The following is a 26440-nucleotide window of genomic DNA, read 5'->3' on the forward strand; positions in this document are numbered from 1 at the left end:
ACTCTTGGATTGAACGTCCCACCGATCGCTTCGCAGAGTTCGTACAATTGACCTGTTGTTTTCCTCATTCTCCAACGAGCAATCCAAGCCGCTTGGCAATTCTGTTCTGAATCTGTTCTTGAGTCGATAGAATGATGCTTGATCGGGGCGCCGATCGGATGCATTACGAATCTATTGAAGTTGATGAATGAGTCCACAACGGGTTGAGGCGGAACATGGGGACGAACCATCCAGACTCAAGCTTCACACACCCTTCAAGACATTTGCTCGCACGATATGCTGAAGGTCGTCTGAATGACGAGATGATGGACTGCATTGGAAAGCATGTGCTCTCGTGTCAGGACTGCACAAAGACACTTCTCGAATTCAACATCAACCTTGATCAAACACTGGTGACCGTTGAATGCGGTGAGTCGGTCTTGTACGACGAAAACATCGACCTCTTGGTCAAATTGCCAGGTAATGAACACCTCCCTAAGACCATCGGGCGATATCGAGTCGAAGACCTTCTCGGGCGTGGCGGATTCGGAGATGTCTATCTGGCTGTCGACGACAAACTGAATCGTCGCGTGGCAATCAAGGTTCCTCATTCCAAGAATGCCATTCTCATCGATCCTGCGAAAGTTTCGCAAGCTGAAGCGAAAGTGACCGCGAAGTTAGAGCACGCGCAAATTGTTCCGGTCTACGACATTGGAAGTGATCCCGAACACCAGTTTTATATCGTGTCGAAATATATCGAAGGGTGTGACCTATCGACATTGGCAAGAGCTGGCATCGAACGTGAGACAGCCCTAAACATTCTCATTTCAATCGCCGAGGTTTTACAATTCGCTCACGACCGAGGAGTGATTCACCGTGATGTGAAGCCAAGCAACATACTCCTCGATGCTGACGGACAAGTCTACCTGACGGACTTTGGCCTCGCTCTGCAAGCCGATGTGGCAGAGGAAATTGCAATCGTGGCGGGGACGGCAGCTTACATGTCCCCAGAACAGGCTCGAGGAGAGGGACACCGAGTCGATGGGCGAAGTGATTTGTTTAGCCTGGCAGTGACAATGTATGAACTGTTAACTCGACAGCGTCCTTTCAAAGGCAAGACGAAGCACGAAATCCTCGAACAGACCGCCTACGCGAACCCCATTCCGCTCTGTCAACTTGACGCGACGATCCCCAAACCGCTCGAACGTATCTGTTTGAAGGCTTTGGCGAAGTCAGCCACGCAACGCTACAACTCATGTGCTGAATTTGCAGACGAACTCAGAAGTTATCTGGATGAATCAAGTGTTGAATTCGCAACAACCAACGGTGCTCATTCATCACTGATTGTTATCCCGAAAGGAGTCAGGTCGTTCGACCGAGACGATGCTGAATTCTTTATGGGTTTACTCCCCGGACCGAAGAACAGGTCGGGGTTCCCCGAAAGCATCAGCTTCTGGAAGAACGTCTTCGAGTCGAGAGAAGCTGATCATTCAAAGTCTGTATGCCTCTTGTACGGACCAAGCGGATCAGGAAAGAGTTCCTTCATCAAAGCTGGTGTGCTTCCAACTCTGACGCAGGACGTCTTACCAGTCATTATGGAAGCCTCTCCGGAAGGATTTGAATTGAGGCTTTTGGAGGCAATCCATGACGCCGTTCCCGAAGTCGCCGACACTCAATCATTAACTGAGGCATGTCGAGCCATTCGTGAACATCATGATGAGTCGGCTCCGAAAATCGTGTTGGTGCTCGATCAATTCGAGCAATGGCTCTCAGCCCAGTCAGAGTTCGAGAAAGCTGAACTAACGAGTTCCCTCAGGCAATGTGATGGAAGTCGCCTTCAAGCTGTTCTTGTCGTTCGCGACGAGTTTTGGATGAGTGCGAGCCGATTGATGCAAGCGCTAGACATTGAAATTCACAATCGCAGCAACGCCTCTCTGCTCGACTTGTTTTCAAAGGAGCACGCACGCCGTGTATTGGCCGGGTTCGGAGCTTACTTTGAATGTTTGCCATCCAACCTGCAGGACCTGACAGCGGAGCAACAGCAGTTCTTGAGTGACTCAGTCGACTGGCTCGCTGAAGCAGGACAAGTGGTCCCGATTCAACTTGTCATGTTTGCAGAAATGATGCGACATCGGGAATGGAGTTCGGCCGGTCTTGCAGATTCAGGAGGCTTTGAAAATCTGGGAGTGAGTTATCTTGACGAGAAGTTGACCGGGCCCCACGCGCCTCAAGTCTTGAAAGCAAACACCGCAGCCGTGAGAGTCGTCTTAAAGAAGATGCTGCCAGTCGAGCCGAGTGATTTGAAACAACATGGAGTGACAGAGAGTGAACTTCGTGACGCAGTCAATGTCAGCGATACAACACTTCGGGAAATCGTGCGAGCCTTGTCTGAAGATTTGAACTTGATAACTCTCGCTCATGCTTCATCATCGAACATATCTCAAAAGAGTTATCAGCTAGGGCACGACGCTCTCGTTCCGTCAGTGAGAGAATGGCTTGCCCGCTATGAACGAACAACGCTTAAAGGACGTTCGTACTTGCTGCTCTCATCGCTCGCCGAAAGCTGGAAGTCGAATCGTGATGTTCGTCAGTTGCCGACGTTATTAGAGTTCCTGCAGATTCAAAGCGTAACTAAAGCCTGCAATCGGACGTCGCGTCAGAAGGACTTTCTTTCTCACGCAAGAAAATACTACGGCTTGCGAACAGTCATTGTTCTCGCGGCTTTGATCCTGGCAGTCGTGGCTGCGATTCAATTCGATCATGCTCGCGAATCAAAACGAATGGTCCTCGCTCTTCAGTCTGCAGGGATTGAACAAGTCCCGCGGCTCATTCGAGACATGAATGCTCACTGGAATTGGGTTCAACCACAACTTCTTGCTGTCCACCAAAAAGCTGATGATGGCTCAACCGAACGAATCCATACCAGCCTAGCTCTCTTGAAACATGACGATCGATATCGGAATGAAGTTTACGACTTCGCAGTCAACAGCCAAACACCTGAAGAAGTTCAGGCAGTTCTTCGTTGCCTGCGAATTGCTGGAATTGATTCCCCCAAGCAGCTCTGGGAGGTATTACAAGATCCGAATGCGAATGATCCATGCCGCTTGAGGGCAGCTTCAATACTGGCACAAACTAATCCAAACGATGATCGTTGGGACACAGTCAATGCGGACATCGTGTACTGGTTAATGCAGGAAAACAGTCTTCAATGGAAGTCGTGGGTCAACCTGCTGACTCCGATCGCTGACCATTTGAGCCCACATTTGGCGAGTGAAATCATTCAAACTCACGACCATCGTGTTTGCGAGACACTCGCCGAAGTCTATTCGAATCTCGCGGATGGTGAGGACTCTGCGTTTACTCCTCTGGTGGACGTGATCAACGAAGACAGCGAGATCGCGAGTCCTGAACAAGCTTCGCAACGGGCAGCTGCAGTGTTTGCGCTGGCTGTCGCCAACCGATGGACTCTCGTGTGGCCGAACCTAAAACATGCCCCCGATCCAACGGCGCGAACTGAACTGATCGAGCGCCTCAAGAACAGCCAAATCCCGGCAAGACGATTTCTCGACCAACTTCGTAATATTCGTGAACGAGATGCTTCGGTCAAATTTGCATTGGCACTGATTCTGGCGGAGAAAGCCGACTCGCGTTCGATCGAGCGCGGAGGTGAAGCACTCATCGAAGAAATTTGCGTACTTTACGATAACACGACAGATCAAGGACTTCGCTCCGCACTGGAATGGATGGCGAGGCAGGGGGCTTGGAAGTCGCGATTGGAACTCAATCACCGGAGCACCACCACTTCCCCAATAATGGTCACGATTGAAACAGGAGTTCAGGATGCTGTCGACTACAAATTCTCAGTTGGGGTGTGTGAAATCACCGTTGAGGACTTTCTGAAATTCCGCCCGGACCATGATTTCGATCGGCGTTCAGCACCAAATGATCAGTGTCCTGTCAACAACGTTACGTGGTACGACGCTGCAGCCTATTGTAATTGGCTAAGTCAACAAGACGACATTCCGGAGACAGAATGGTGCTTCAAGCCAAACGCCAATGGAGAATACGCTTCCGGGATGTCGATTCGAGGCAACTACTCGGAGCTTGCCGGGTATCGGTTACCGACAGTCGACGAATGGTTGGCGACCGCTCGCTCCGGATCAACGACTCAATGGTCCATCGGGAACTCACCAGAGTTTCTAACGGAATGCGCCTGGTTTCTCGACAACTCTGGCTTTCGCACCCACAGCGTCGCTCAACAACGGCCGAACGACTTTGGAGCGTTCGACATGCACGGGAATGCCTGGGAGTGGACGCTGGGAGAAGCGGAAGAACAACAAGGAAACCAACGCTCCCTCACGTCTGACTTGAATCAGGATATCATTGTCCGTGACGGTGATATCCGGCGACTTTGCGGAGGCACCTATCTGAATGATGCACAGACTTTGCGATTTGAATTCGAAAACTGGAATTCGGTTTCGCACTTCACAGGGGCAGATGGCTTTCGAGTGGCCAGAACCGTAATTGAGAAGAGCAAATAGAGGCTCCGCGTGCCTCGATCATTGCGAAAGAATAATTGCTGAATAACGCCCAATGCTCACTTCTCCGCTGTATCTCAACCCATGCATCGGATCAGCGGACGCATTGACGACATCGCTGTAATGATTCTCAAAGAGATCGCTGTAGCCGGACCAATCACTGTTGAATCGCACCTTCCAGACTCCCTCGCGAGGGAATCCGATGCGGTACCATGGGAACGCCTGGTTACTGAAATTGATGACGATCACAACATCATCACCAGCACCGCCGTTGTGCCAACGATGCCAGGCGATCACGTTCGCATCGTGATTAACGTGAAACAAATTTGTGTGATGGCCTGACAACCCTCGTGTGCAATTCGAGACGTTGCGGCGGAGTTTGATTAGATCACGATACAGCTGAACGATCCCGGAAAAGTTTCGAACCCTGTTCCAGTCGAGTCGATGCTTTCCGTCAAACTGTTGCCACTCCAGCATTTCCTGACCCTGAAAGATCATCGGAATTCCGGGACTTGTAAACGTAATCGCCGCCCCTAGTGTTGAACGTTTCTGAGCATACCAGCCGTCAGCTTGGCCGGGATGAATTTGTTCCGGGACGCGTTGTTTGCCGTGTGGGCGACCATAGGGATCACCGACTTCATCATGCGACTCGGTATAAATCACGCGTTGGAAGGCGTCTCCGCTGTATCGTCGAGTGATCGCAGCTGCCACGTCATCCATATTTCGATCATGATCGCTCGGAGTAACCATGGCATGCCGCAATTTGTGGTGATATTGATCATCCCACTGACTATCAAAACCTGCACCGCCGTGTGACGTTGAACGAGTCACAGCAGCGTTTTGTCGCATGTCTTCAGCGATGGTGATTTTCCAGGGCTGACGATGATTCACTTCGTCATTGATCCAACGCAGCAAATTCCAACCCCAGCCGCCCAGATTGGTTGGATCATCGAGAGCAACATGGTCCCAGGCATAAACATTTCGAATCCAACAGGTCATGTCGAAACGCAGGCCATCGACTCGAAAATCTTCGAGCCACATGAGTACATTGTCGCGAATGAACTGTCGAACCTCTGGACGACCATAGTCAGGACGGTTCTTCGCTCCCCATTCTGTAAAAGCACGCCAGTCATTGTAGAAATAAATCCCACCCATATCGTTCTGATACCAGCCATCGAATTGCCACAACGAGTGGATCAAATCGTTGGGACCGAAGTGGTTGTAAACTACATCGAGAAAGACTGCGATGCCGAGCGAGTGTGCGTGATCGATGAATTTCTTTAATGCGTTCGGTCCCCCGTAGTGGCTTTCAACTGCAAAGATATGCGCTGGGTTGTACCCCCAGGAATGATCACCCGGGAATTCACTGACCGGCATTATTTGAACAGCGTTAATACCGAGCGATTTTAGATACTCAATCTCACAGCAGAGTTCTTCGAAAATCTCTTCATCCGAAACAGGCTTCCGCAAGAATGTTCCGAGGTGCATTTCGTAAATAACGAATTGATCCCAGGACGGCATCTGAAAGTCGTTGACCTGCCAGTCGTAGTGCGAATCAACGATGATTCCATTGCCATTCGAGTGGCCAACATCCAGTGCTCGAGGATCAACTCGCCAGTGATTGAGATCACCGAGGATGTAGCGATACTCATCCCCGACGGCAGCTTCAGCAACATCGGCGGACCAATACCCGTTTCCTTCAGATGACAGCGGATGTGAACTTGAGTCCCAACCGTTGAACGTCCCGGCAACCCGAACCCACTGTGCATGTGGAGCCCAAACTCGAAAAGCGACTCCATCCGATGTCACCATCGATCCCAAACCTGAATGTCGCGACGGTGATGGCATGCAAAACTCCTAATGAGTAGAGACCAAATAGGAACAGGATTCCAGGCGACGCACTCTTGAAAGATGTAATGACTACGGCGAGAGATGGTCAGCCAATCGCAATGACAACGCAGCAACTGTCAACGACGGATTCGCTGCCGGGATACTGGCGAAGACCGAAGCATCACAACAATACAGATTTTCGTACGCAAGAAACGCCAAGTTCTCATCGACGACTCCACGACCGTCTTTCGCCATCCGCAACGTCCCGCCAGCATGGTGCACGCTACCATTAACACCTTCGTCCCATTGTTTCGGAACCCAGGTTTTGCTGAGGTCGCATTCAGGAACTCCTAACTTCGTCAGTATTTCATCACGCACAGGCAACAGACCTTCTTTGTAGCAAGCAGCTGTTTCATTGCGTGCAACTGAGACCTCCGGTTTACGACCAATCCCATTGGATCGCACGAAGTTCTTGTTGTTGAGCGGACTGTCGAAGATGAACTTAATTTCAACTTTTGAGTCACCGCCCGGATCGACGCGACTCTGCCACAGATTGTCATCCACAAAGCGGGTGTCCCAGTACCGAGGATTGATCAGCAGTTCAATGTTGTATGGATGAACGCCGGGTGCAGCATCTTTGTGTCGCAGCATCACCTTGGCGTGTCCAGTTGGATTTCCAATCCAGCCAAATGGACCAGTCTGCGGCAACACATGATCGACTTTGTAGAAATAGGTCGGATGATCCGTAAGTCCTCGGCCGATGCGCTTCTTCGGGTCATCGAGCTGGCTGTTCAATGCGAGCTTGGCGCTCTCCACAGAACCGCACGCCAACACAATATTCTTCCCTCGATAGTGTCGCTCGACTCCACCAACAAGATCCTGGCAGACAACAGCCGTCGCTCTTCCATCAGTGTGTTCAATTCGCGTTGCCAACTGATGCAAATTAATTCTTAGATTGTGGTTCCCGTTGAGTTCACTGAAGCCAAGTGATTCCAGAAGCAGGTCCGAACTCGAGAATACTCCGTTCGCGCGACGCAGCAGGTTTTGCATGACTCCTTGAGAGTCGATGTTAGGCTGATGATAGGATCGGGGGAGTTCTTCGACATCGTAGTCGGGAAGTTCTTTGCACAAGTGATCAAGAATACGGCGTTGAAACGCCCCCAGTGTGACACCTTTCTTCAGGGTTTGCTCAGCCTGATCGTATCGGGAAGGCTGCGACGATTCTGCTGTCGTGAGTGCCTGCTTGACGGCGTCTGGCCACGGTTCACGAAACTCGTAGTCCTGCATCCTCGGGATCAGTCCTGACCAGTATGGAGAGCGACCACCGAGACTGAAGATCGCTCCTTTTTGAAAGTCTGCAGTTCCAGAGCGATCAAAATGAACGAGTTCATCCCGTCCCACCAGACTCTGTTCGCCTCGCGGCAATTGATCTTGATGAACCGGCAACCGGACTCCGCCCGCTTCAAGAATCAACACTCGCTTTCCACGCTCGGAAAGTGCATCGCCTAAAATTCCGCCTGCAATGCCCGATCCGACGATCACTGTGTCGTACTCTTCGTCGTCCTGCCCGCGTGTCGAGACAATCGACTGTTCGATCGGCCATTCGACTGTACTGAAATTGTCGTACCCGTGACGAAACTGCGATGGCTCTGCGGGAAAACTGACCTTCTTATCATCGTAGTTGTAGTACTGCCCGTGATTGATCTCGATCACATCTTCATCCATCGGGATGGAGCGATCGAGAAAGAACTTCGCTTCGAATCCGGGATCATAATTCGAGAGATCGAGAAGAAATTTCCAGGTGTCGCCGCGAAAGACTCCATAGACATCGCGACGCCACCCGTCTCGGCTGTTTCGAAGGGTAACGAGATGATTTGGCTGCCATTTTTCCGTCTGAAAGGAGAGTTCGTAAGCGAATGAAATGGCTGGCTCATGAAACGTATGCTCGGGTTCCCCACTCTTTATCGAGATGTTCCCTCCCGACATCCAGAATGTCTGGTTCAGCACGAACTTCATTTCAAAGTCCGGAGCATTGTCGAAAGTGAAGACCCACCGATCGCCGACAAAACTGCCGGTTCGATCATCTTTCCAGTCATTGTCGATCGACGAACGAACCGTGATGACAGCCGGCGGTCGATACTTCCCGGTGACGAATTCGACTCGGGTCTGAGGAGTACGATTCGCCTCCAACTCCTTTGCCGCTTTGACGTCGATGACTTTTCCAGAGAGCCCGCTGTGATACCCGCGACGGACTTCGTCAGCCGTTGAGAATTGATTGATCAACTGAGTAGCCCTTCGAAAAAATCCGAAACCTGTGATCAGTTGGTGAGCGTAACATGTTTCAAATCAAGAGTGAATCACCGAAACTCAAAATTCACAGACGCACCTCTTTTCAAATTTGGTCTCGACATCAAAAGATTGCCTCTGAAGGGCCAAAGTCTGACGAACAAGACCTTCCTCAACTTTGCCTGCCTGTGCTCTGTAGAAACTCGGAAACGAATCAGTTGGGCCTCCTCGAATTCAGGTCCGTCACGGTTCGACAAGCCACACTCACTCTTGCCGATCGGACTGTCTCAAGGATTCACCGAACGAAGCGAGACGCTCACAGCTCACTGTCATTGAGTCCAATCCCGCCAATTCGATCGACTGACTTCCGTCAACGCAGCTGAACGACATTTGGCTCAATTTGAGATCCCGATTCGAACCTTCTTCGCAAGAGTTACTCCAAAAAGAATTTCGAACGATTTTCTCGCTTAGGGATCGACCCAGATGTATCATGCCGCTTTTCTTGTGCGGTTGATGGACGTTGTTGACGATGTACGACGCGACAAATTCAAGCGACTCGGAGCAATTGTTTACGCAGGTCTACGATGAATTACGGGCATTAGCTGCAGCGAAGCTTCGACAAGAACGTCCGGACCATACCCTTCAGGCCACAGCCCTTGTCCACGAGGCATACTTGCGGCTGGCAGATTCAGGGCATTGCTGGGAGACCAAAGCTCAGTTCTTTGCGGCCGCTGCCAACTCAATGCAGCAAATTCTCGTGAATTGGGCCGTTGCAAAGCGGGCTAAAAAGCGATGCGGAGCCAAGGTCGAATTGATGTGCGAGGCAATCCAGGGTGTTCCACTTGATCCGGACTTGATCCTCGACCTCGAAGAAGCGATCCAAGAGCTTCACAAAATCGACGCCGAGTCAGCCGAAATCGTCAAACTCCGCCTCTACGCTGGCCTCTCTGTGACTGAGGCAGGCGAGATTCTGAATCTGTCGCGGGCTTCAGCTTACGAAACCTGGCAGTTCGCTCGGGCCTGGTTTGGTGCCCGTCGCAAAGTCGAGAAACTCTAAAAAATCGGCAAAATCTTCCGGACACTCCACAGGCATTTCTTGCATGAATTGTCGTCCGGAACGCTGAAGGCACAACTGCGCCCCCTCAGAAGATCGTGATCCGGACCAAGTCTCGTTACTCCGAAGTGAGAGTAACCCGACAACTTCTAGGGCCGTTTCGATCTCTGCTGTCTGTCGGAAAAATGATTGAATGAACAAACTGAGGAAAGATGAAATGCCGCAGAGTTTAACAGCAAAAACAGTAACGATCTGCACCATGTTGGTGATGACAGCAACCATCGCACAAGCTGACCTGGTCAATGTGAACAATGCAAGTAACGTCCTTGCGAATATCTATGAAGGTTCCACAGCAACGTACTTGGACGATTCGGGTCCCTTGGATGCCAGTACAAGCACCACACTTAACGTTTCAAACGGAAACGGGATTCAGTCGACGGTCAACTACAATGTTTTAACCTCACAAACTCAATACATTTTCGATTTCACTACGGATCATGCACGAACTGGGATGGTCAACGATGGTGCCGGCACGCTAGTGGGACTTTACTTCACGCCGACCGTCAATGTGTCCTATACAGCGAGCGGTTTTTACACCGCATTGCTTGGATCGGGGTACTCATCACTCAGTTTTTCTCTCACTGACACAACCGATCTTTCGGTGCTCTTCCAAAGCACTCTTGGAAGCAATGGATTGGCCTCTCCCTACTACACCCTCGGTGGGATGGAAGGAGAATTGCCCAGCTTTGAAGGGAGCCTGACTGGTAATCTGATTGCCGGACGCGAGTATATTTTTCAGGGATACATGAGTATGCAAGCTGTTTTCGGTGAAGACAACGGTGACACAGCAAACGGTGCAATACGCTTCGTTCTCTCCACACCGACAGACCCTGAAGCCGTGCCGGAGCCAGCTACTTTTGCCCTATTCGGTATTGGAAGCATCGGGCTGCTGCTCCAACGTCGCCGCCAACGTGCATAGCCACTCATCGACTCCGATAACTTTGCTGCCCCCAAGACGATCGCATCAGGTTCCTCGCGATCTTTTTGGGTCAGCGGCACTCGGATTCGATCTTCTGAAATGCAATAACGAGCGATAGCCAAACCACATTAATGCACTATCGAGTGAATCAATCTGGGTCAATCTTACAACTCTTGATGAGGTAGTAAGCCACCAACACCAGGCGTTAGCTTGGGCTTGGTTTGGTGCCCCTCACAAAGTCGAGAAACTCTACAAAATCGGCAAAATCTTCCGGACACTCTGCGGCTATTTCTTGCATGAGTTGATGTCCGGAACGCTGAAGGCACAGCTGCGCCTCGTCAGAAGATCGTAATCCGGACCAGGTCTCGTTACTCCGAAGTGAGAGTAACCCGACAACTTGTAGGGCCATTTTCGATCTCTGCTGCCTGTCGGACAAACGATGTGAATGAACAAACTGAGGAAAGATGAAATGCCGCAGAGTTTAACAGTGAAAACAGTTGCGATCTTCACCCTATTGGTGATGACAGCAGGCTTCGCCCAAGCAGGCTTGGTCGACGTGGGCGGAGGAAGCTACATCCAAGCGAGTCTCCGCGATGGTTCCTCAGAGGCTTTCTTATCCGACTCCGGTCCTTTGAATTTCGGCCCATCGAAATCCCACAATATTTCGACGGCTGGCATCTCGTCAACGGTCAACGTCGGTTCGATTGCGGCTCAAGGGAATTTCGTACTCAATCTCACGACGAATCAAGTCCGAACAGGAATGGTGGCTGACGGAGCTTACATGCAGTTTGGACTTTTCTTCACGCCGACTGTCAATGTGTCCTACGCTGCGAGCGGGTTCTACACCGCATCACTTGGATCGGGAAACTCATCACTCCTTTTCTATCTTTTTGACACAACCGATCATTCCCCCCTTTTCCAAAGTGCTCTCGGGAGCACTGGATTGGCCTCTCCTTACTACACCCTCGGTGGCATGGAGGGAGAATTCCCATACTTTGAAGGGAGCCTGACTGGTACTCTAATTGCCGGACGTGAATATTTTCTCTATGGCGGAATGTTTATGCAAGCTAGTAACGGTGGAGACAATGGTGATACTGCCAACGGTGCATTTCGGTTCGTTGTCTCCCACCCCAAGTATAATAAACTTCCGACGAATGCCATACCTGAACCGACTTCTTTCGCCCTGTTCGGCATCGGAAGCATCGGGCTGCTGCTGCGACGTCGTCGCCAACGTGCATAACCGCTAGTTGACTCCGAAAGCCTTGCTGCCCCCAAGACGTTCGCATCAGGTTCCTCGCGATCTTTTTGGGTCAGCGGCAGAAGGATTCGATCTTGTGAAATGCATTAACGAGCTATAATCAGTCCAACAATTGTGCACCATCGAATGAATCGAACTGGGCCAGGCCGCAGTCTTCCAACTGCGGCTAATTTTGATTTTGCTCTTCTCTGTAGTGGAATCCGTCCAGTGAAAGAATTCGAAGATTCAACACCGTCAGCAAAGGAGATCTTCAACCGGGCGACTCAATTGAACGACGAGAAAGAGCGTTTCGCCTATCTGGACAGCGCTTGTCAGGGCAACACTGAACTTCGTCACACGATTGACTCCATGATCGAAGTTCATCTGGCAAATCTGACGAATCCGCTTGATGAAATCGACTTCCTGTTTGCAGTCAATGAAGAATCTCGAGATTCGCAAGCATTGGCATTCGAAAACGGACCACCTGAACAGCGAATCGTCGGAAATTACAAACTTCTCGAGCAGATTGGTCGCGGTGGATTCGGCACGGTCTACATGGCCCAGCAGACCACTCCCGTCAAACGCCTCGTCGCAATCAAACTCATCAATCCGGGCATGGACTCCCAGGAAGTTCTGGCAAGGTTCGATGCCGAACGTCAGGCACTGGCCATTCTCGATCACCCGAATATCGCGAAGGTGCTTGAAGCTGGGACGGACCAGAACGGTCGCCCGTACTTTGTTATGGAACTGGTTCGCGGAATCCCCATCACGGAGTACTGCGATGATGGACGACTCTCGACAGAAGAACGCTTGAGACTGTTCTCCGAGGTCTGTCGCGCTGTGCAACATGCTCATCAAAAAGGGATCATCCACCGTGATCTCAAACCTTCCAACGTGCTTGTCACTATGCATGACGATCAACCTGTTCCCAAAGTGATCGACTTTGGCATCGCAAAAGCTCTCAATCAGCAACTGACCGAACAAACTCTAGTGACCGGTTTTCAGCACTTCCTGGGAACCCCACTCTATATGAGTCCAGAGCAGGCGCAGATGAACGGGATCGATATCGATACTCGGTCAGACATTTATTCCCTTGGAGTTCTTCTTTACGAACTGCTGACTGGAACGACACCGTTCTCGAAAGAATCGCTGACGCAGGCCGGATTCGACGAGTTACGACGCATCATTCGAGAAGACGATCCTCCTCGCCCGAGCACGCGTCTGACTACAATCGACGCGAAACTTCTTTCGACGATCGCAGATCGCCGCCGGGTCGATCAAAGGCAGATTTGCGATCTGCTGCACGGAGAACTCGACTGGATCGTAATGAAAGCTCTCGAGAAAAACCGCAATCGTCGCTACGAGACGGTCAGCGGTTTTGTCGCAGACATCAAACGCTTTCTCAATGGCGAAGCAGTGCTGGCCTGTCCACCAACGATGCGATACTGGCTGTCCCGGTATGCACGTCGTCACAGAACACTGATAGCAACTGTCCTCCTCGTGACATGTTGTCTTATTGGGGGCTTGGTCGGCACAACCTCTTCTGCGATCAAGGCGTTCAAAGAAAGTGATCGAGCAGCAAAAGCAGAGCGTGAGGCTGATGCAGAAGCCAGAAGAGTAGCCGCAGCCGAACAGGAAGCGAGATATCAGCGTCAACAATCTGAAGCCAACCTCGAAGCAGCTCTAGTTGCCATGGAACGGCTTCTGAAGCATGTCAGCAACCCAGAACTCGCGGATATCCCTGAGCTTCAGCCGACATTTGAGAAGATCCTCGAAGATTCGCTGGCCTACTACGACCAATTTGTCGCAGTTCACGGAACCAGCCCGGCAACTCAATATCAAGCCAGCCTCGTACTCCATCAACTGGGACGTTTTGCATCCGACATGTTCCGGGCTCCCAAAGCTCACGAAGCTTATTCTCGGGCCATTGTGCTCGCAGATCAGTTGGTCGCTTCCAAACCTGATGAGCGAATCTATCGTGAACAGCAGGCACAAGCGTATCTCGTCTCCGGACGGCTTTTGGCCGACACGGTCTCTCTCCCGGATTCTGACAGCCTTGGCGGGCAACGTTTGAAGAGAGCAGGGGTGCTTTATCACGAACTTTTAGCTCTCGATCCCGAGAACGAAGACTATCAACGAGGAGAAGCTGCTGCTTTATACTCGCAAGCAAATTTGCTTCGGCGCACCGATCCAGATCATCCTGACCGCCTGATTCTGGCAGAACGTGCGTACGGCTTGACGAATCGCTCAATTCGCAGCATGCCCGCCTGCAAAATTCTGGCCGATGCTCTTGTGAAAACCGACCCCGAACGCGCTGATCGGCTTTATCGCGAAGCGTTGGAAATACGTAGATCAGAAGCAAATCCAACACGAGTGATGACGAACACACTCGCTTGGCTCTGCGATACGGTGGCTGTTCATTTTCAAGATCGGCACCCGGAAGAAGCCGAACGTCTCTGGAATGAATCGATCGACGTAAGTTGGCGGCTGTGCCGGGAGTACCCCGAAATCCATCGCAACTATGTCACTCTCGCTGACTCACTAAAACACTATTCGCAGTTTCTTATCGCAAATCAGCGTACAAGCGAAGCAGTGCAACGCTTCGACGAAATCAGCCGAGAACTGGCTTCATCGTCGCGATTTCAATCGGTAAAGGCAGAGTTGCTGACGATCCTCAAAACACCAGAGGAAGCCATCGAAGAGCTAACCGCAGCTATGCAGGAACACTCGGAGATCCTGTGGTATCCCATCCTTCGAGCGGAAATCTACCATCAAATCGGTAACTGCGAAGCTGCACTGATGGATCTAAATGGCGTTCAGCGAGTACTGACAGATGAACTCATCGAGGAGGATTCAGAACTCGCCATTCGAACCTATCGTGCGAGGTACGAGATGAACTTCGAACAGCAGAGATATCTCGATGCTATCGATGATGCGACAAACCTTCTGACAAAAGTGCCAAGCTGTTACTGGATGCACAAAAGACGCGCAGCAGCACTCTTTGAACTCGGAAAATACCAAGAGTCATTGGCTGATCTGAACCGTGGAGTTAATCTCAAGCACACAGACATCAGCAACCTTACATGGATTCCACTCGAGAAAACTCTAAAGTGTTCAGACGAGGTGTTCCGCCGAGGATTTCTACAACTTGTGACTCGGACAGTTGAACTCAACTCACATTCCAAAGATTCACTCGCAGCACAGGTCGCTATTCTTCTCGCCTTCGCAGAATCTTCCAACGACCAGCAAAACTCCACACCATAGGGATGCAGTGCGTTGAAATTGTCAGTTGGTACGACCATCGATGCGGCGCCGATCGATCTTCGAAATCGTCACAAAAACGATTGCGTTAATAGCGAGTCCCCAGGCCGAGGCGTGCACGGGAATCAATGCTTTCGCTGCGTTCACCCGTTGGAGGAGTTGCGATGAGTCATCTTCAAAAAGCAATGGGAACAACGGAGTAAACAGAAACGCAACGAGTAGTCCACAACACAGGGATGTGATCGCTGCCAGTCGTGTTCCTCTTTGAAAGAACAGCACATCCAATGTCATCGGAAGCAGTTGAACACTAAACGAGACGGCAAAGAGCGCGAGGGTCACGATCATTTGCATCAGCCCCGACAGACTGCTGTCCGGTCGGCTCCCAATCAGCACCAGGCTGAGAGAGACGGCGGTCGCCACAAATATTAATGCCTGACCCGACCAAAGCTTTTCGCGCTCCGAACAACCAGGGCGGAGAAAGCGACTGTAAATATCACGCGTGAACATCGCACTGAGCGCGTGCAAATTGCTATCTGCGGTACTCATCGCAGCCGCCATAATGGCAACGATGACCAAAGACGAAAGTGTTGCCCCAACAACTTCGCCAACCAGGTTGGGAAGCAGATCGTCAAGCATGACAACCAGGATCTGGTCAAAGCTTCCCACTCGCTCATTCGGAGCCACACCATCCGGCGAATACTCAAGCGGATACATCACCTGACCGCCAAGTCCGATGGGCATGATGGCGAAGACATAACATCCAGTCAGCAGGATGGTGAAGATTAGCGCACTGCGGCGCAGCGTGTTGGAATCCCGGGCTGAATAGAACCGCATCCATTGTGCAGGCTGGATGATTCCACCGATCGGCATCAACAAGCAGACCGTAAACAACATCGGGATCTGCCAGAATTTCGTATTCCCAGGCACAGTGAGTGAAGCAGTCGGGAGCTGATTGACTTCGCGCAGAAATGCGGTTGGACCGCCCATGCTGACAACGAGAGCAATGCCTCCCAGCGTCATCCCGAGCACCAGCAGCACACACTGCAGGGCATCCGTCCAGGCAACGCTACGCATTCCACCAATCATGATGTAGAGAGCGGTAATCAGCGACAAGACGATGGCGCCAACTTCGAATGCGTAGTCGTATCCGCTGAAGAGAACGGCTGCCAGCTCGCCCCCCGCTTTCAATTGCATCATTACGTACGGAATCGCAAACAGGAATCCAACCAAGGTCACAAGCAACCGCAGTCCAAGTCCATCGCCGTAGTAATCACAAAGCATGTCGGCTTGGGTGATGTAGCCATGCCGTTTTCCCGCGCGACGAATCGGATTTCCCAACAGATAAATTGCTACTCCGGCGATGGGGACGTTCAGGCTGACCAGCGCAAATACCAAGCCCTCGCGATAAACCATCCCAGGAGCACCGAGCAGGGCGAAGGAGCTAAAGAAAGTGGCCATGATCGTCATCGCTGAGATCAACCAGCCCTGACCGCGTCCCGCCAGATAGTAATCTTCCTCACTCCGTTCGCCGTGAGAGTATCCCAGCCATCCGAACAGCAATAACAGACCGAGGTAAATCAACACGACAAAAATTGCGATGCTCATCGTGTCGATTCTCCTTCACTCTGAACTGAAACTTCAACTTCCGATCCAGACGGAGTGCGTGCTTCACGATCTTCCGCAATTTTTTTTGATCGCCAGACCGTCCAACTTGCGACAATCACCACGAACACTTGAACGAAGTACCACAAAATGCCCCACGCGTAGACAAGCGGGATTCCGAGTATACTCTCCGGCCGATTCACAAGAAGGATGCCTGGCCCGGTTCCCATAATGACACTCAGGCTAAAGATAGCTGCGAGTATGATCGGCAACTTCGACCATGCAATTTTTGTTGCGGACTGCTCTTCCCCAACTGACACGTTGTTCTCGCTGCCAGCTTCACTCGAATCGCTAATTGTCAAAGCGGCCTCCTGACTCCAGAACGTTCAAAAGCATCGGACATATTTTTGTAACAGACGCGGGCAGCATTCAGTGAGTCGTAGCCTTCTTGTTTAGAGACCATGCTGCTGACTTCACAGTTGATGTCACCTCGATAGCCTCCGGCGTGCAAGTCCCCGATGAGTTTCGCGAAGTCGATCGTGCCTGCTTGACCGGGAAGCAAGAATGAGACGCGACCATCTTTCTGGGCAGCGTCTTTGACAGCCACATGGGCGACATAGGGCAGGGACTCTTCGACAGTTTTTCCGAGTGTCATCCCGCGAAACGCGTAGTGGCTGAAGTCATAGACCATTCGAAGCTGTTTCGGCTTGCCGAGTTGCTCGAATAACCAAATTGCTTCGGACGGTTTGGAAACGACGCCTCCTCGATGCGGCTTGACAGCGATGACGACTTCGGACTTCTCGGCCAATTCATTCCATTGACCTAAGTAGTCGACCAATCGTTCACGCGCTTCGAGGAATTCGCCACCGCCCAGCACAGTCTGAATCAGAGGTGGTGAGACAGGTGATAAGTCATGTGCCAAGTCGGCTGCTGATTTTAATCGATCCAAAGCATGTTGTTGACGCTTCTCATCCGATGGCGCAACATGCTCCATTAGAGAGGTCAACTTCATCCCGGAGTCGCTGAGCCGTTTCCGTATTTCCCGGCGACGTTCTTCTGAAAGTGCAGCTGAATCTGCATCGACGCCTTCTCGCACAGATAGCTCAACACTGTCAAATCCGATCTCGTTGAGTAACTCGATAGCCCGTTCGGACTGAATCTCTGGCATGCCGTAAGTGCTGAAGCCCAACGTGCACCCGACCTCGCCAACGTCCGAATCCGCTGCACTCACACGCTTTGAATTTCCGAATCCACTGGTCAAACACGCAATTGATGTAAAGACGAAGAATTCGCGACGAGAAAATTTATTGTCCTGTAATTCGGACGGACTCGTCAGTGGACTGAAGTGGTCTCTCGCTTGTCGGTTCATGTCGAGGCCTCATGAGAAGAAGAACACTACGCATCATTTCAAGGTGTTCAGTGAACAGGTTCGCCTGAATGCAAATTAGTGCAAATAGAGATCGCAACTTGAAGAAGCGGTTGTTGGATTCATAGCAGATTCTTGGCCATTTCACTTGCTGACAACAGTCATATTTGCAACAAATTATGCAAAACAGCAAAACCGACTGCTTTCTCAATCTTTGTTTGCACATTGCGACAGGACTCAGTTTTGACAACTCAGGCGACTGAAACCGTGACCTTGCAGCAGATTGCCGATGCGGCTGGGGTTTCTGTTAGCACTGCCAGTCGAGCCCTTCGTGGTCATCCTGCAATCAGCGAAGGAGCAACCGCCAGAGTCCGCGACATCGCAAAGTCGATGAACTATCGGCCCCTGCGAAAACGCAAATCGCCCGAACCTTCACGTCCCAATGCACCGGAGTTGTTCCTGAATCGACTGGCGATCGTGACGTTAGGCATGGACCCATCGCTGGTGTCGCTTCCCGCAGTCGCAAATTCCATCAGCGGGACAGAAGAAGCGGTCTCGGCATCAGGCACCAAATTGCAGCTTCTCAATTTGCCGTACCTCAAGCAAAAGACCGAGACTTCGCTACAACTGGACGGAGTCTTCCTGCTGGGTGCAATGCAGGGTCGACATATCGCTGATTGCACTGACCCCTTCGTTCAGAAGTTACTGAAGATCCCTCGAGTCTGGCTGTTGGGTCGACCAGAAGGCTGCACCGGCGATTCCGTCGGTTCGGGAGATGTTCAGCTCGGTTCCATGGCGGCCGACCATCTGGCGGATCGTGGACATCGGCATGTCGCGTTTGTTGGCCCGAAGCCTGACCACTTGCTGATGATGCGCCGCGAGGGCGGTTTTCTTTCACAAGCCATTCGACGCGGGCTAACAGTCGATCGCTTTGTGGAATCTCCTTCGCAAGGTTGGGAGATCCCAGTCAAACCTCCATTGACGACAGACAGCGTGCAAACCTTAGTCGACCAATTGTTGAAGTCCGAAAAGCCGATTACTGCTCTCTTCGCTGCTTCTGACAGCGTGGCGGCGATGTGCTACCGTGCACTGGCCGTGCGAGGCTTGCAAGTCGGCAAAGACATGAGCGTGATCTCTGGAAACAATGACACCGCGATCATCCAAAGCTTATATCCCAGCCTAACCACTTTCGATATTCACGCCCAAGAACTCGGCTCGTTGGCCGTCACGCAACTCAGCGCTCGCCTCTCGAGCGGAAAGGAGCGGCCCGACGTAGAAGTCAGCCTCGAACCGACGTTAGTAGCTGGCGAATCCGTAAGGAGTCTTTTGTGAGTGCTCGCATGAATTTCGCTCAACGACTTCAGTGGCCACCAACCCTCGCCATGGTGTTGTCCCTCGTGGTGACTTTATTCCACCAGCCGGTGTCAGCAGAGTCATCGAAAGAACAACTAGCGAGTAGCGAGAGGCCGAATATACTCGTCTTTGTTTCGGATGATCAGTCTTGGTGTGACGCTGGTGCGTATGGCAACCGACTGATCAAAACTCCAAATTTTGACCGCATCGCTCGCGAAGGTGTCTTGTTTCAACATGCATTTTGTTCGTCTCCTTCTTGCACACCATCGCGAGGAACGATCTTAACAGGGATGCACCATTGGCAGCTAGAAGAAGGAGCGAATCTCCACAGCACACTGCCAGCGAAGTTCCAATGCTATCCGGACGTACTCGAAGATGCTGGATACTCGGTCGGTTTTATCGGAAAAGGATGGGGGCCAGGCCAACACGACGTAGGTGGACGCCCGCGAAACCCTGCCGGGCCAGCATTCAACAAGCGGCGATTCAAACCGGATGATGTGCCAGCAGAGGGAATTTCGAATAATCACTATGCGGCGAATTTCGAAGACTTTTTGAAACAAAGCGACGACAAACCATTCTGCTGCTGGGTGGGGACTCATGAACCGCACCGCTCATTCGAATTTCGATCCGGTCTGATCGACGGTCGAAAACCGGAGGACGTCAACGTCCCGGAATTTCTCCCGGATCTGACTGACGTTCGCATTGACTTGCTGGATTACTATCGAGAAATCGAATGGTCGGACCAGCAGTTGGGCGCATGTTTAAAGATTCTTGAGGAGCAAGGGCGACTTGATAACACTCTCGTCCTGGTAACGTCGGACAATGGAATGCCGTTCCCACGCTCGAAGTGCAGCCTCTACGACTCGGGAGTTCGTCTGCCACTTGCGATCTCGTGGCCGAATCGAATCCCTGGTGGCCGAAAGATCGAAGACTTCGTCCATTTCGCTGATATCGCCCCGACAATTCTGCAAGCTGCTGGAATTGACGTGCTCGCCGAAATGTCCGGAAAGAGCTTGTTACCGCTGCTCGAATCGGACCGCACCGGTCAAATTGACCCCGGACGCGACTATGCTGTGTTCGGGCGTGAACGTCACTTGAATCACGCAAATCCGGGCAGCGTCTATGCGATGAGAGGACTCCGGACGCAGCAATATCTCTTAATTAAAAACTTGTTCCCAGAACTTTACCCTTCGGGACAACCTCCGCACTATACGAACGTGGATCGAGGCCCGACCAAATTCGCGTTCCTTTTAGATCCTGATGATCCGGAAGTGTTGCGTACTCAAGGTTATGTCCTCAATAAGCGGCCTGCCATCGAACTTTATGACTGCATCGACGACCCTCATCAACTTGTCAATCTCGCCGACCGCCCAGAGTTCAGACAAGTCCGCGAAGAATTGGAGTTGCAACTCGATCAGGAACTCAAGCGAACTGGAGATCCACGGGCCTTGGGGCAACCTGTGAGTTGGGCCGAAGATCCATACTACTCAGGCTCGGGTGAATTATGGGTTGACCGACAGCAGGAAGAAATCGAGAAGTACTTGCAAGACAAGCAATCAGACTAGCCACAACTGAGTGGATGGGATGATCATTAGAAAGCTGATCGGAACAAAACTCCTCGCCAATTTGGGATCAACTCCCCGGAGGCCATGATGACCAAGCAAACGATTGCGGTATTGTTCATATGCGTCTGTCTGTTTGTTCGATCCGCTTATTCGAATGAACGGCCTGATGTGGTCTTCATCATGGTCGATGACCTGCGGCCAATGCTTGGTTGTTATGGAGCGCCACACATCCAGACACCAAACATTGACCGGCTGGCGGAGCGAAGCGTCGTCTTTGACCGAGCTTATTGTCAGTTCGCCAAGTGCGGCCCGTCTCGACTTTCGCTGATGACCGGACTTCGTCCTGATTCAACCCGCGTTTATGGTCACAGCAAAGACGACTTGAACCGATTTCGCAATGATAAACACGAGGCTGTTTCGATTGCTCGCTGGTTTAAGGAGCATGGCTACAGGACGTTGAGTTTCGGCAAGATCGATCACGATGGTTGGCAACAAGCTGACGATTGGTCCGAACCACCTTCGCCGGGAAGAGAGCAAGAGATCCTCGAGATCGTCGACACGCAAAATCCATCCGGGCCCACAATCATTGCCGACAGATTCAATTGTCCCTTCTATCAAAGTCCTGAAGTCTCTGATGAAACACTCTTTGCCGGTCGGATGACAAAGCAAGTCACTGAGACGATCCGAGTGCGCGACGGCGACGATCCTCTCTTTCTTGCAGTGGGCTATCGAAGACCACACCTGCCATTGGTTGCGCCACAGCAATACTTCTCCCTCTACAAACCCGATCGATCCTGGCTGGCTGTGAACCCACAACCGGCGCAAAATTCACCCATCGTCGCCTGGCTGAATTCGGTGGCTTATGCCAAGTCAGCGGCACGACTCGGCTTCGCGATGCCAAAGAATCCTTCGCGATCGGAAGCGATGCTATGGAGTGGGTATGAGCTCAGAAGCTACGTGGGAGTTCCCAACGTGGGCGAGATACCGGAGTCTGTACAACTTCAGATTCTGCAAGCTTACGCAGCGTGTGTGAGCTACGTCGACGCGCAAGTCGGCAAGATCATTGAGGCTCTCGAAGAGACCGGTCGACTCGACAAGAGCATCGTCATTCTCTGTTCAGACCATGGTTGGCATCTCGGTGAACAGAGTGCCTGGGCCAAGATGACAAACTTTGAAGTCGCTACCCGCGTCCCACTAATCGTGGCTGCTCCGGGAATCAAACCGGGTCGATCAACCATGCTGACTGAGTTGGTCGACGTGTATCCAACACTCTGCGAACTCACTGGGATACCTGCTCCCAAACATTTGGAAGGGGAGAGTTTCGTTCGAGAACTTACAGGGGAGGGAGCAGGGCAGAGCTTTGCACTCAGCCAGATTTCGCGACATGGAGATAAGTACATGGGACGAGCGATTCGCACAGATCGTTTTCGCTACGTCGAATGGACGGAAACAGCAAACGGACGGGTGTTCGAGCGGGAACTCTACGATCACCGCACTGATCCCAACGAAACCGTCAACGTGGCGAGCAATCTCGAATATTCCGAACACGTGCAGAGACTGCATCGGTTAATAGTGCGTTCTTTTGGGATCGCAGAGGGAGCGAATGAATGAACAATTGTGCAAAGACCGATTGCCTCTCCTTGCTATCATTTAGGTATTTTCTGTCGCTCACCTCACTGGCAATGTTGTTCGTTGGCAGTTGCACGACGATGGCTGACGACTTCGTCCCAGTCAATACGCAAGCTGCCGGTGAACAACCGCTTCCTCCCGAGCAAGCAGTGAAACGATTACAAGTCCCGGACGGATTTCATGTCACTCTGTCTGCCGCCGAACCGGATGTCCGTCAACCGATCGCAATCACATTTGATGATCGCGGTCGCTTATGGGTCGCGGAAAGTTATTCCTACAACGGCAGTAGTTTTACTGATGAGAAAAACGATCGCATCCTCATTTTCGAAGACACGACCGGTGATGGAGTTCTCGATCAGCGACGCGTCTTCTGTGACAACTTAACTCATCTGACTGGGCTGGAGATTGGATTCGGAGGTGTCTGGATCACAGCACCGCCCAGCTTGAGTTTCATTCCTGACAACGATCAGGACGACATTCCCGATGGCCCGCCGATCGTCCACCTCGACGGATGGAACGTCAAAGCCGAACACAACAACGTCAACGGTCTTGAATGGGGTCCGGACGGATGGCTATACGGTCGACATGGGATCAAACAACCTTCTTTGGTTGGGAAACCTGATGCTGACAACAAAGAACGAGTTCACCTGAGTTGTTGCATCTGGAGGTATCACCCAACGACGTATGATTTCGAAGTTGTCTGCGATGGAACCATCAACCCCTGGGGCCTCGACTTTGACGAGCACGGTCACGGCTTTTTCACAACGAGTGTTGTCGAGCACTTGTGGCCACTGATTCCGGGTGCTCACTTTGAGCGATGGAAAGATCGAAACGATCACCCCAACGAATACGCGTATGAACTGATGACCTCGATGTGCGATCATGTGCACTGGGCGTCCGGGAAGTTTGACAAAGAGAGCAGAGTAGCCGAAGGAAACTCAGCACATGGAGGAGGTCATTCTCACTGTGATGCAATGATTTACCTCGGAGGACATTGGCCGGACGAGTTTCGCGGCGCGATGTTGATGAGCAACATTCATGGAAGGCGTGTTAACTGCGATCGGTTAGTTCAAGGCGAGCACGGTTTTCGTGCCGTTCACGACGACGACTTCATGATTGTTGACGATCCGTGGTTTCGGGCTGTTTCGATGGAATATGGGCCTGATGGAGACGTGTTCCTCACAGACTGGTCCGACAACGGAGAATGTCACGACCGCGACGGTGTCCACCGCACGAGCGGTCGGATCTATAAGATTTCATGGGGCAAACCGCGGTTAGTCTCCGCCGACCTTTCGAACGCCACAAATCCGGAACTCATCGCAAACCTGTCGAATGGCAACGAGTGGTATGTCCGACACTCCCAACGAATTCTGCAAGAACGAGCTGCTGTCGGTGACGACATGCAGGCTGAAATCCGGCAACTTGAAACGATGTGCGGCGATGCGAAAACACCCGCACTTCGCTTGCGTGCACTTTGGGCACTCCATTGCATCGACGGGCTGCAACAGGACCGCCTTGTCGGTCAATTGAAAGATGCGAGCGAACATGTTCGATCATGGGTTCTACGCTTGCTGGCCGACCGCAACGAGCTCGAATCCGTTGACCCCAAGTTATTACAAACAATTGCAAATTCCGATCCATCCCCTCTGGTGCAAATGTCTTTCGCTTCAGCTGTTCGAAAACTCCCAACGGGCAAACGCTGGCCGTTCATTCTTAATTTGGCTAAACGGCGAAGCGGTTGGGCCAATCAAAACCTGCAACTCATGATCTGGTACGCAATCGAACCGGAAGTTGCTTCTAATCCGGAACGATCGCTGAAAGCACTCAATAGTTTCTCACCGTCACTCCAAAACTGGGTTGTTCGACGTGTCTGCGAACAAACAGCTCCATCTACAGACCTGATCACAACGGTCCTTTTGAAAGAGTCAAATCTCAAACGAATCGTCGTCTGGCTGGATGGAATGAACAGTGCATCCGTCCAGTCGATGAACCTTTCGAAGGAGTCCTCGCGATTGATCAGCGAACTATGCCGACACAAGAATGCAAACGTTCGCCACGCAAGCATCCGACTCGCTGCCAAGGTGGGTGGCGACATCTTCAACTCGCTCCGTCCACTATTGCATGATTACGCTACCGATGCAGAGACAGCCACGGCAATCCTGTCGGGAATGGTTTTACATCAAAAAGAGACTCTCGCTGAAGATATCAAGAGACTCATCGAATCACGACGCTTGACCGTTCAAGCATTGAGGGCGGCTGGATCGATTCAAGACTCGACCGTCATTGACTTGATCGTCAAGAAGTACGGTGAACTCACAGCTTACGAAAAATCGGCAGCGATCGACGCTTTTATCGCACGCAAGCCGAGTGCGAAACGCATGTTGACTTTAATCGAACGAGAAGCGATTCCTGCTTCCGACCTCTCGGCTGCACAAGTTCACCAGGTTATCGCTTTAAATGACAGCACATTAACCAAACGACTCGAACATCTGTGGGGGAGTGTCCGAACTTCGTCAGCGGATCGAACCGCGAGAATGCAGCGCCTCGAAGCGAAGCTAACTCCCGACTTTCTTCGCACCGCTGACTTGAGTGCAGGTCGATCACTCTTCGCTGAAAACTGCGGGAAGTGCCATAAGCTTTTTGGTCAAGGAACGACGCTGGGGCCGGACCTCACAGGTTCTCAACGTGGGAATGTGAACTATCTCCTTTCCAACATCATCGACCCGAGCGCCGCAGTCCCGGCCGACTTTCGCATGTCTGTCGTTTCGACAGTCGAAGGACGAGTGATATCGGGAGTGATCACTGAACGGACGAAGTCTGGCATCACCGTGGTCACAGCTACCGAGACAGTTCAGCTTCAGCACGACAACATCGAAGAGATTCGCAAAACCTCAACCAGCATCATGCCCGATGGGCTGATTGACCGTTTCAGTGAAGAACAGACTCGCGATCTCATCGCATGGATCATGGGAGACGGAACAACTGAAACCGATGAAGTTGGGTTTACACCAATCTTTAATGGCAAGGATTTAACAGGCTGGGATGGAAAGCCTGGTTCCTGGGAAGTTCGTGACGGTGAGATTTGGTGTACTGGAAAGTCAGAATCGAAAAATTGGTTGATCTGGCGCGGTTCCCCCTCCAGCGACTTTGTGCTGCGGATGGAATTCAAGTGGGAACACGGGAACTCCGGCGTCCAGGTTCGCAGCGATGATTTGGGCGACTGGATGGTGTTCGGGTATCAAGTCGAAATCGCCGAGCAGGGTGTTATGGGGCTGTGGCATCATTCGCTGCTCGATGATGAACATCCGCGTAAAGGTGTCCGCCATTTCATGTCGACAGCAGGGCAATCCGCTGTCTTGAATGCTGACGGAACGAAGGACGTCAGACAGGAGGCCGATCCGCATCAAGTCCGGCAGTCTTTCCGTGAACACGATTGGAACGAACTGGAAATCATTGTCACAGGCGACATACTCGTTCAAAAGATCAATGGAGTCGTCTTTTCTTCAGTGACTGACCACGATGCTCAAATGAGCCGCCGGAACGGGGTCATCGCTTTTCAGGATCACGGGAAGGGCTGCCGAGTCGCATTTCGCAACATTCGCATCCAACAATCCCAAGTGAAAAACGACGACTGAGCGATCAGCTACGGGGTTCATTCGTCCGCGAGCCATTTACTGAATGCACACGAGCGATTCAAATTCGAGGCGCCCACATTCTCCTTTCGAGTGCTTGCGATACGCTCGTAACAACGCGACGATAGT

At 51.7% G+C, this 26440-nt stretch carries 14 protein-coding genes; 9 read left to right on the forward strand and 5 right to left on the reverse strand.

Features of this window, described 5'->3' with window-relative positions; genetic code table 11:
* Nucleotides 1-215: 215 nt before the first annotated feature.
* A complete protein-coding gene (locus AB1L42_RS01165; RefSeq protein WP_367050291.1) occupies nucleotides 216-4520 on the forward strand; it encodes a protein kinase in 4305 nt (1434 codons plus the stop codon).
* 18 nt (nucleotides 4521-4538) lie between these two features.
* Here AB1L42_RS01165 and AB1L42_RS01170 read toward each other — a convergent pair whose 3' ends face one another.
* Both AB1L42_RS01170 and AB1L42_RS01175 read right to left on the reverse strand, forming a co-directional pair.
* A complete protein-coding gene (locus tag AB1L42_RS01170; RefSeq protein ID WP_367050293.1) occupies nucleotides 4539-6365 on the reverse strand; it encodes an alpha-amylase family glycosyl hydrolase in 1827 nt (608 codons plus the stop codon).
* 72 nt (nucleotides 6366-6437) lie between these two features.
* Nucleotides 6438-8630, reverse strand: a complete 2193-nt coding sequence (locus AB1L42_RS01175) for a GMC oxidoreductase (protein WP_367050295.1) — start codon at nucleotides 8628-8630, stop codon at nucleotides 6438-6440.
* A 532-nt stretch (nucleotides 8631-9162) separates the two neighbouring features.
* On the opposite strand from AB1L42_RS01175, the gene AB1L42_RS01180 reads away from it, so the two are divergent.
* The 4 genes from AB1L42_RS01180 to AB1L42_RS01195 all read left to right on the forward strand — a co-directional run bounded on the left by AB1L42_RS01180 (nucleotide 9163) and on the right by AB1L42_RS01195 (nucleotide 15167).
* The gene (locus AB1L42_RS01180) at nucleotides 9163-9690 is read left to right on the forward strand and encodes an ECF-type sigma factor (RefSeq protein WP_367050297.1); all 528 of its coding nucleotides are present in this window, start codon (nucleotides 9163-9165) and stop codon (nucleotides 9688-9690) included.
* Between the two features lie 190 nt (nucleotides 9691-9880).
* Complete coding sequence (locus AB1L42_RS01185) at nucleotides 9881-10666, forward strand: PEP-CTERM sorting domain-containing protein (RefSeq protein WP_367050299.1); 786 nt, start codon at nucleotides 9881-9883, stop codon at nucleotides 10664-10666.
* 469 nt (nucleotides 10667-11135) lie between these two features.
* Nucleotides 11136-11906 carry a PEP-CTERM sorting domain-containing protein gene (locus AB1L42_RS01190; RefSeq protein ID WP_367050301.1) on the forward strand — a complete coding sequence of 257 codons (771 nt, stop codon included), beginning with the start codon at nucleotides 11136-11138 and terminating at the stop codon, nucleotides 11904-11906.
* Between the two features lie 225 nt (nucleotides 11907-12131).
* Complete coding sequence (locus AB1L42_RS01195) at nucleotides 12132-15167, forward strand: serine/threonine-protein kinase (RefSeq protein WP_367050303.1); 3036 nt, start codon at nucleotides 12132-12134, stop codon at nucleotides 15165-15167.
* A 21-nt stretch (nucleotides 15168-15188) separates the two neighbouring features.
* Here the strand turns inward: AB1L42_RS01195 and AB1L42_RS01200 are convergent, their stop codons facing one another.
* Genes AB1L42_RS01200 through AB1L42_RS01210 form a run of 3 tightly spaced genes read right to left on the reverse strand, consistent with a single transcriptional unit; the run spans nucleotide 15189 to nucleotide 18135 of the window.
* Nucleotides 15189-16769 carry a sodium:solute symporter family protein gene (locus AB1L42_RS01200; protein WP_367050305.1) on the reverse strand — a complete coding sequence of 527 codons (1581 nt, stop codon included), beginning with the start codon at nucleotides 16767-16769 and terminating at the stop codon, nucleotides 15189-15191.
* Entirely contained in the window at nucleotides 16766-17128 is a 363-nt protein-coding gene (locus AB1L42_RS01205; RefSeq protein WP_367050307.1) for a hypothetical protein, read from the reverse strand. Before AB1L42_RS01205 ends, AB1L42_RS01200 begins: the two co-directional genes overlap by 4 nt.
* Nucleotides 17125-18135 (reverse strand): sugar phosphate isomerase/epimerase, encoded by a 1011-nt coding sequence (locus AB1L42_RS01210; RefSeq protein ID WP_367050309.1) that lies wholly within the window; start codon nucleotides 18133-18135, stop codon nucleotides 17125-17127. Before AB1L42_RS01210 ends, AB1L42_RS01205 begins: the two co-directional genes overlap by 4 nt.
* 240 nt (nucleotides 18136-18375) lie before the next feature.
* On the opposite strand from AB1L42_RS01210, the gene AB1L42_RS01215 reads away from it, so the two are divergent.
* From AB1L42_RS01215 to AB1L42_RS01230, 4 genes are all read left to right on the forward strand, one after another.
* Entirely contained in the window at nucleotides 18376-19464 is a 1089-nt protein-coding gene (locus AB1L42_RS01215) for a LacI family DNA-binding transcriptional regulator (RefSeq protein ID WP_367050311.1), read from the forward strand.
* A complete protein-coding gene (locus AB1L42_RS01220) occupies nucleotides 19461-21050 on the forward strand; it encodes a sulfatase (protein WP_367050313.1) in 1590 nt (529 codons plus the stop codon). Before AB1L42_RS01215 ends, AB1L42_RS01220 begins: the two co-directional genes overlap by 4 nt.
* Before the next feature lie 84 nt (nucleotides 21051-21134).
* Nucleotides 21135-22661, forward strand: coding sequence for a sulfatase (locus AB1L42_RS01225; RefSeq protein WP_367050315.1), 1527 nt, complete (start codon nucleotides 21135-21137; stop codon nucleotides 22659-22661).
* Between the two features lie 98 nt (nucleotides 22662-22759).
* Complete coding sequence (locus tag AB1L42_RS01230; RefSeq protein WP_367050317.1) at nucleotides 22760-26314, forward strand: PVC-type heme-binding CxxCH protein; 3555 nt, start codon at nucleotides 22760-22762, stop codon at nucleotides 26312-26314.
* Nucleotides 26315-26440 lie beyond the last annotated feature (126 nt).

Source organism: Thalassoglobus sp. JC818, assembly GCF_040717535.1.
In the GTDB taxonomy this organism is placed as follows: domain Bacteria; phylum Planctomycetota; class Planctomycetia; order Planctomycetales; family Planctomycetaceae; genus Thalassoglobus.

Coding starts and splice junctions, on each gene's coding strand:
- AB1L42_RS01180 (WP_367050297.1), top strand. CDS start 9,163: ATGTACGACGCGACAAATTCAAGCGACTCGGAGCAATTGTTTACGCAG.
- AB1L42_RS01170 (WP_367050293.1), bottom strand. CDS start 6,365: ATGCCATCACCGTCGCGACATTCAGGTTTGGGATCGATGGTGACATCG.
- AB1L42_RS01165 (WP_367050291.1), top strand. CDS start 216: ATGGGGACGAACCATCCAGACTCAAGCTTCACACACCCTTCAAGACAT.
- AB1L42_RS01200 (WP_367050305.1), bottom strand. CDS start 16,769: ATGAGCATCGCAATTTTTGTCGTGTTGATTTACCTCGGTCTGTTATTG.
- AB1L42_RS01185 (WP_367050299.1), top strand. CDS start 9,881: ATGAACAAACTGAGGAAAGATGAAATGCCGCAGAGTTTAACAGCAAAA.
- AB1L42_RS01190 (WP_367050301.1), top strand. CDS start 11,136: ATGCCGCAGAGTTTAACAGTGAAAACAGTTGCGATCTTCACCCTATTG.
- AB1L42_RS01210 (WP_367050309.1), bottom strand. CDS start 18,135: ATGAACCGACAAGCGAGAGACCACTTCAGTCCACTGACGAGTCCGTCC.
- AB1L42_RS01225 (WP_367050315.1), top strand. CDS start 21,135: ATGATGACCAAGCAAACGATTGCGGTATTGTTCATATGCGTCTGTCTG.
- AB1L42_RS01230 (WP_367050317.1), top strand. CDS start 22,760: ATGGCTGACGACTTCGTCCCAGTCAATACGCAAGCTGCCGGTGAACAA.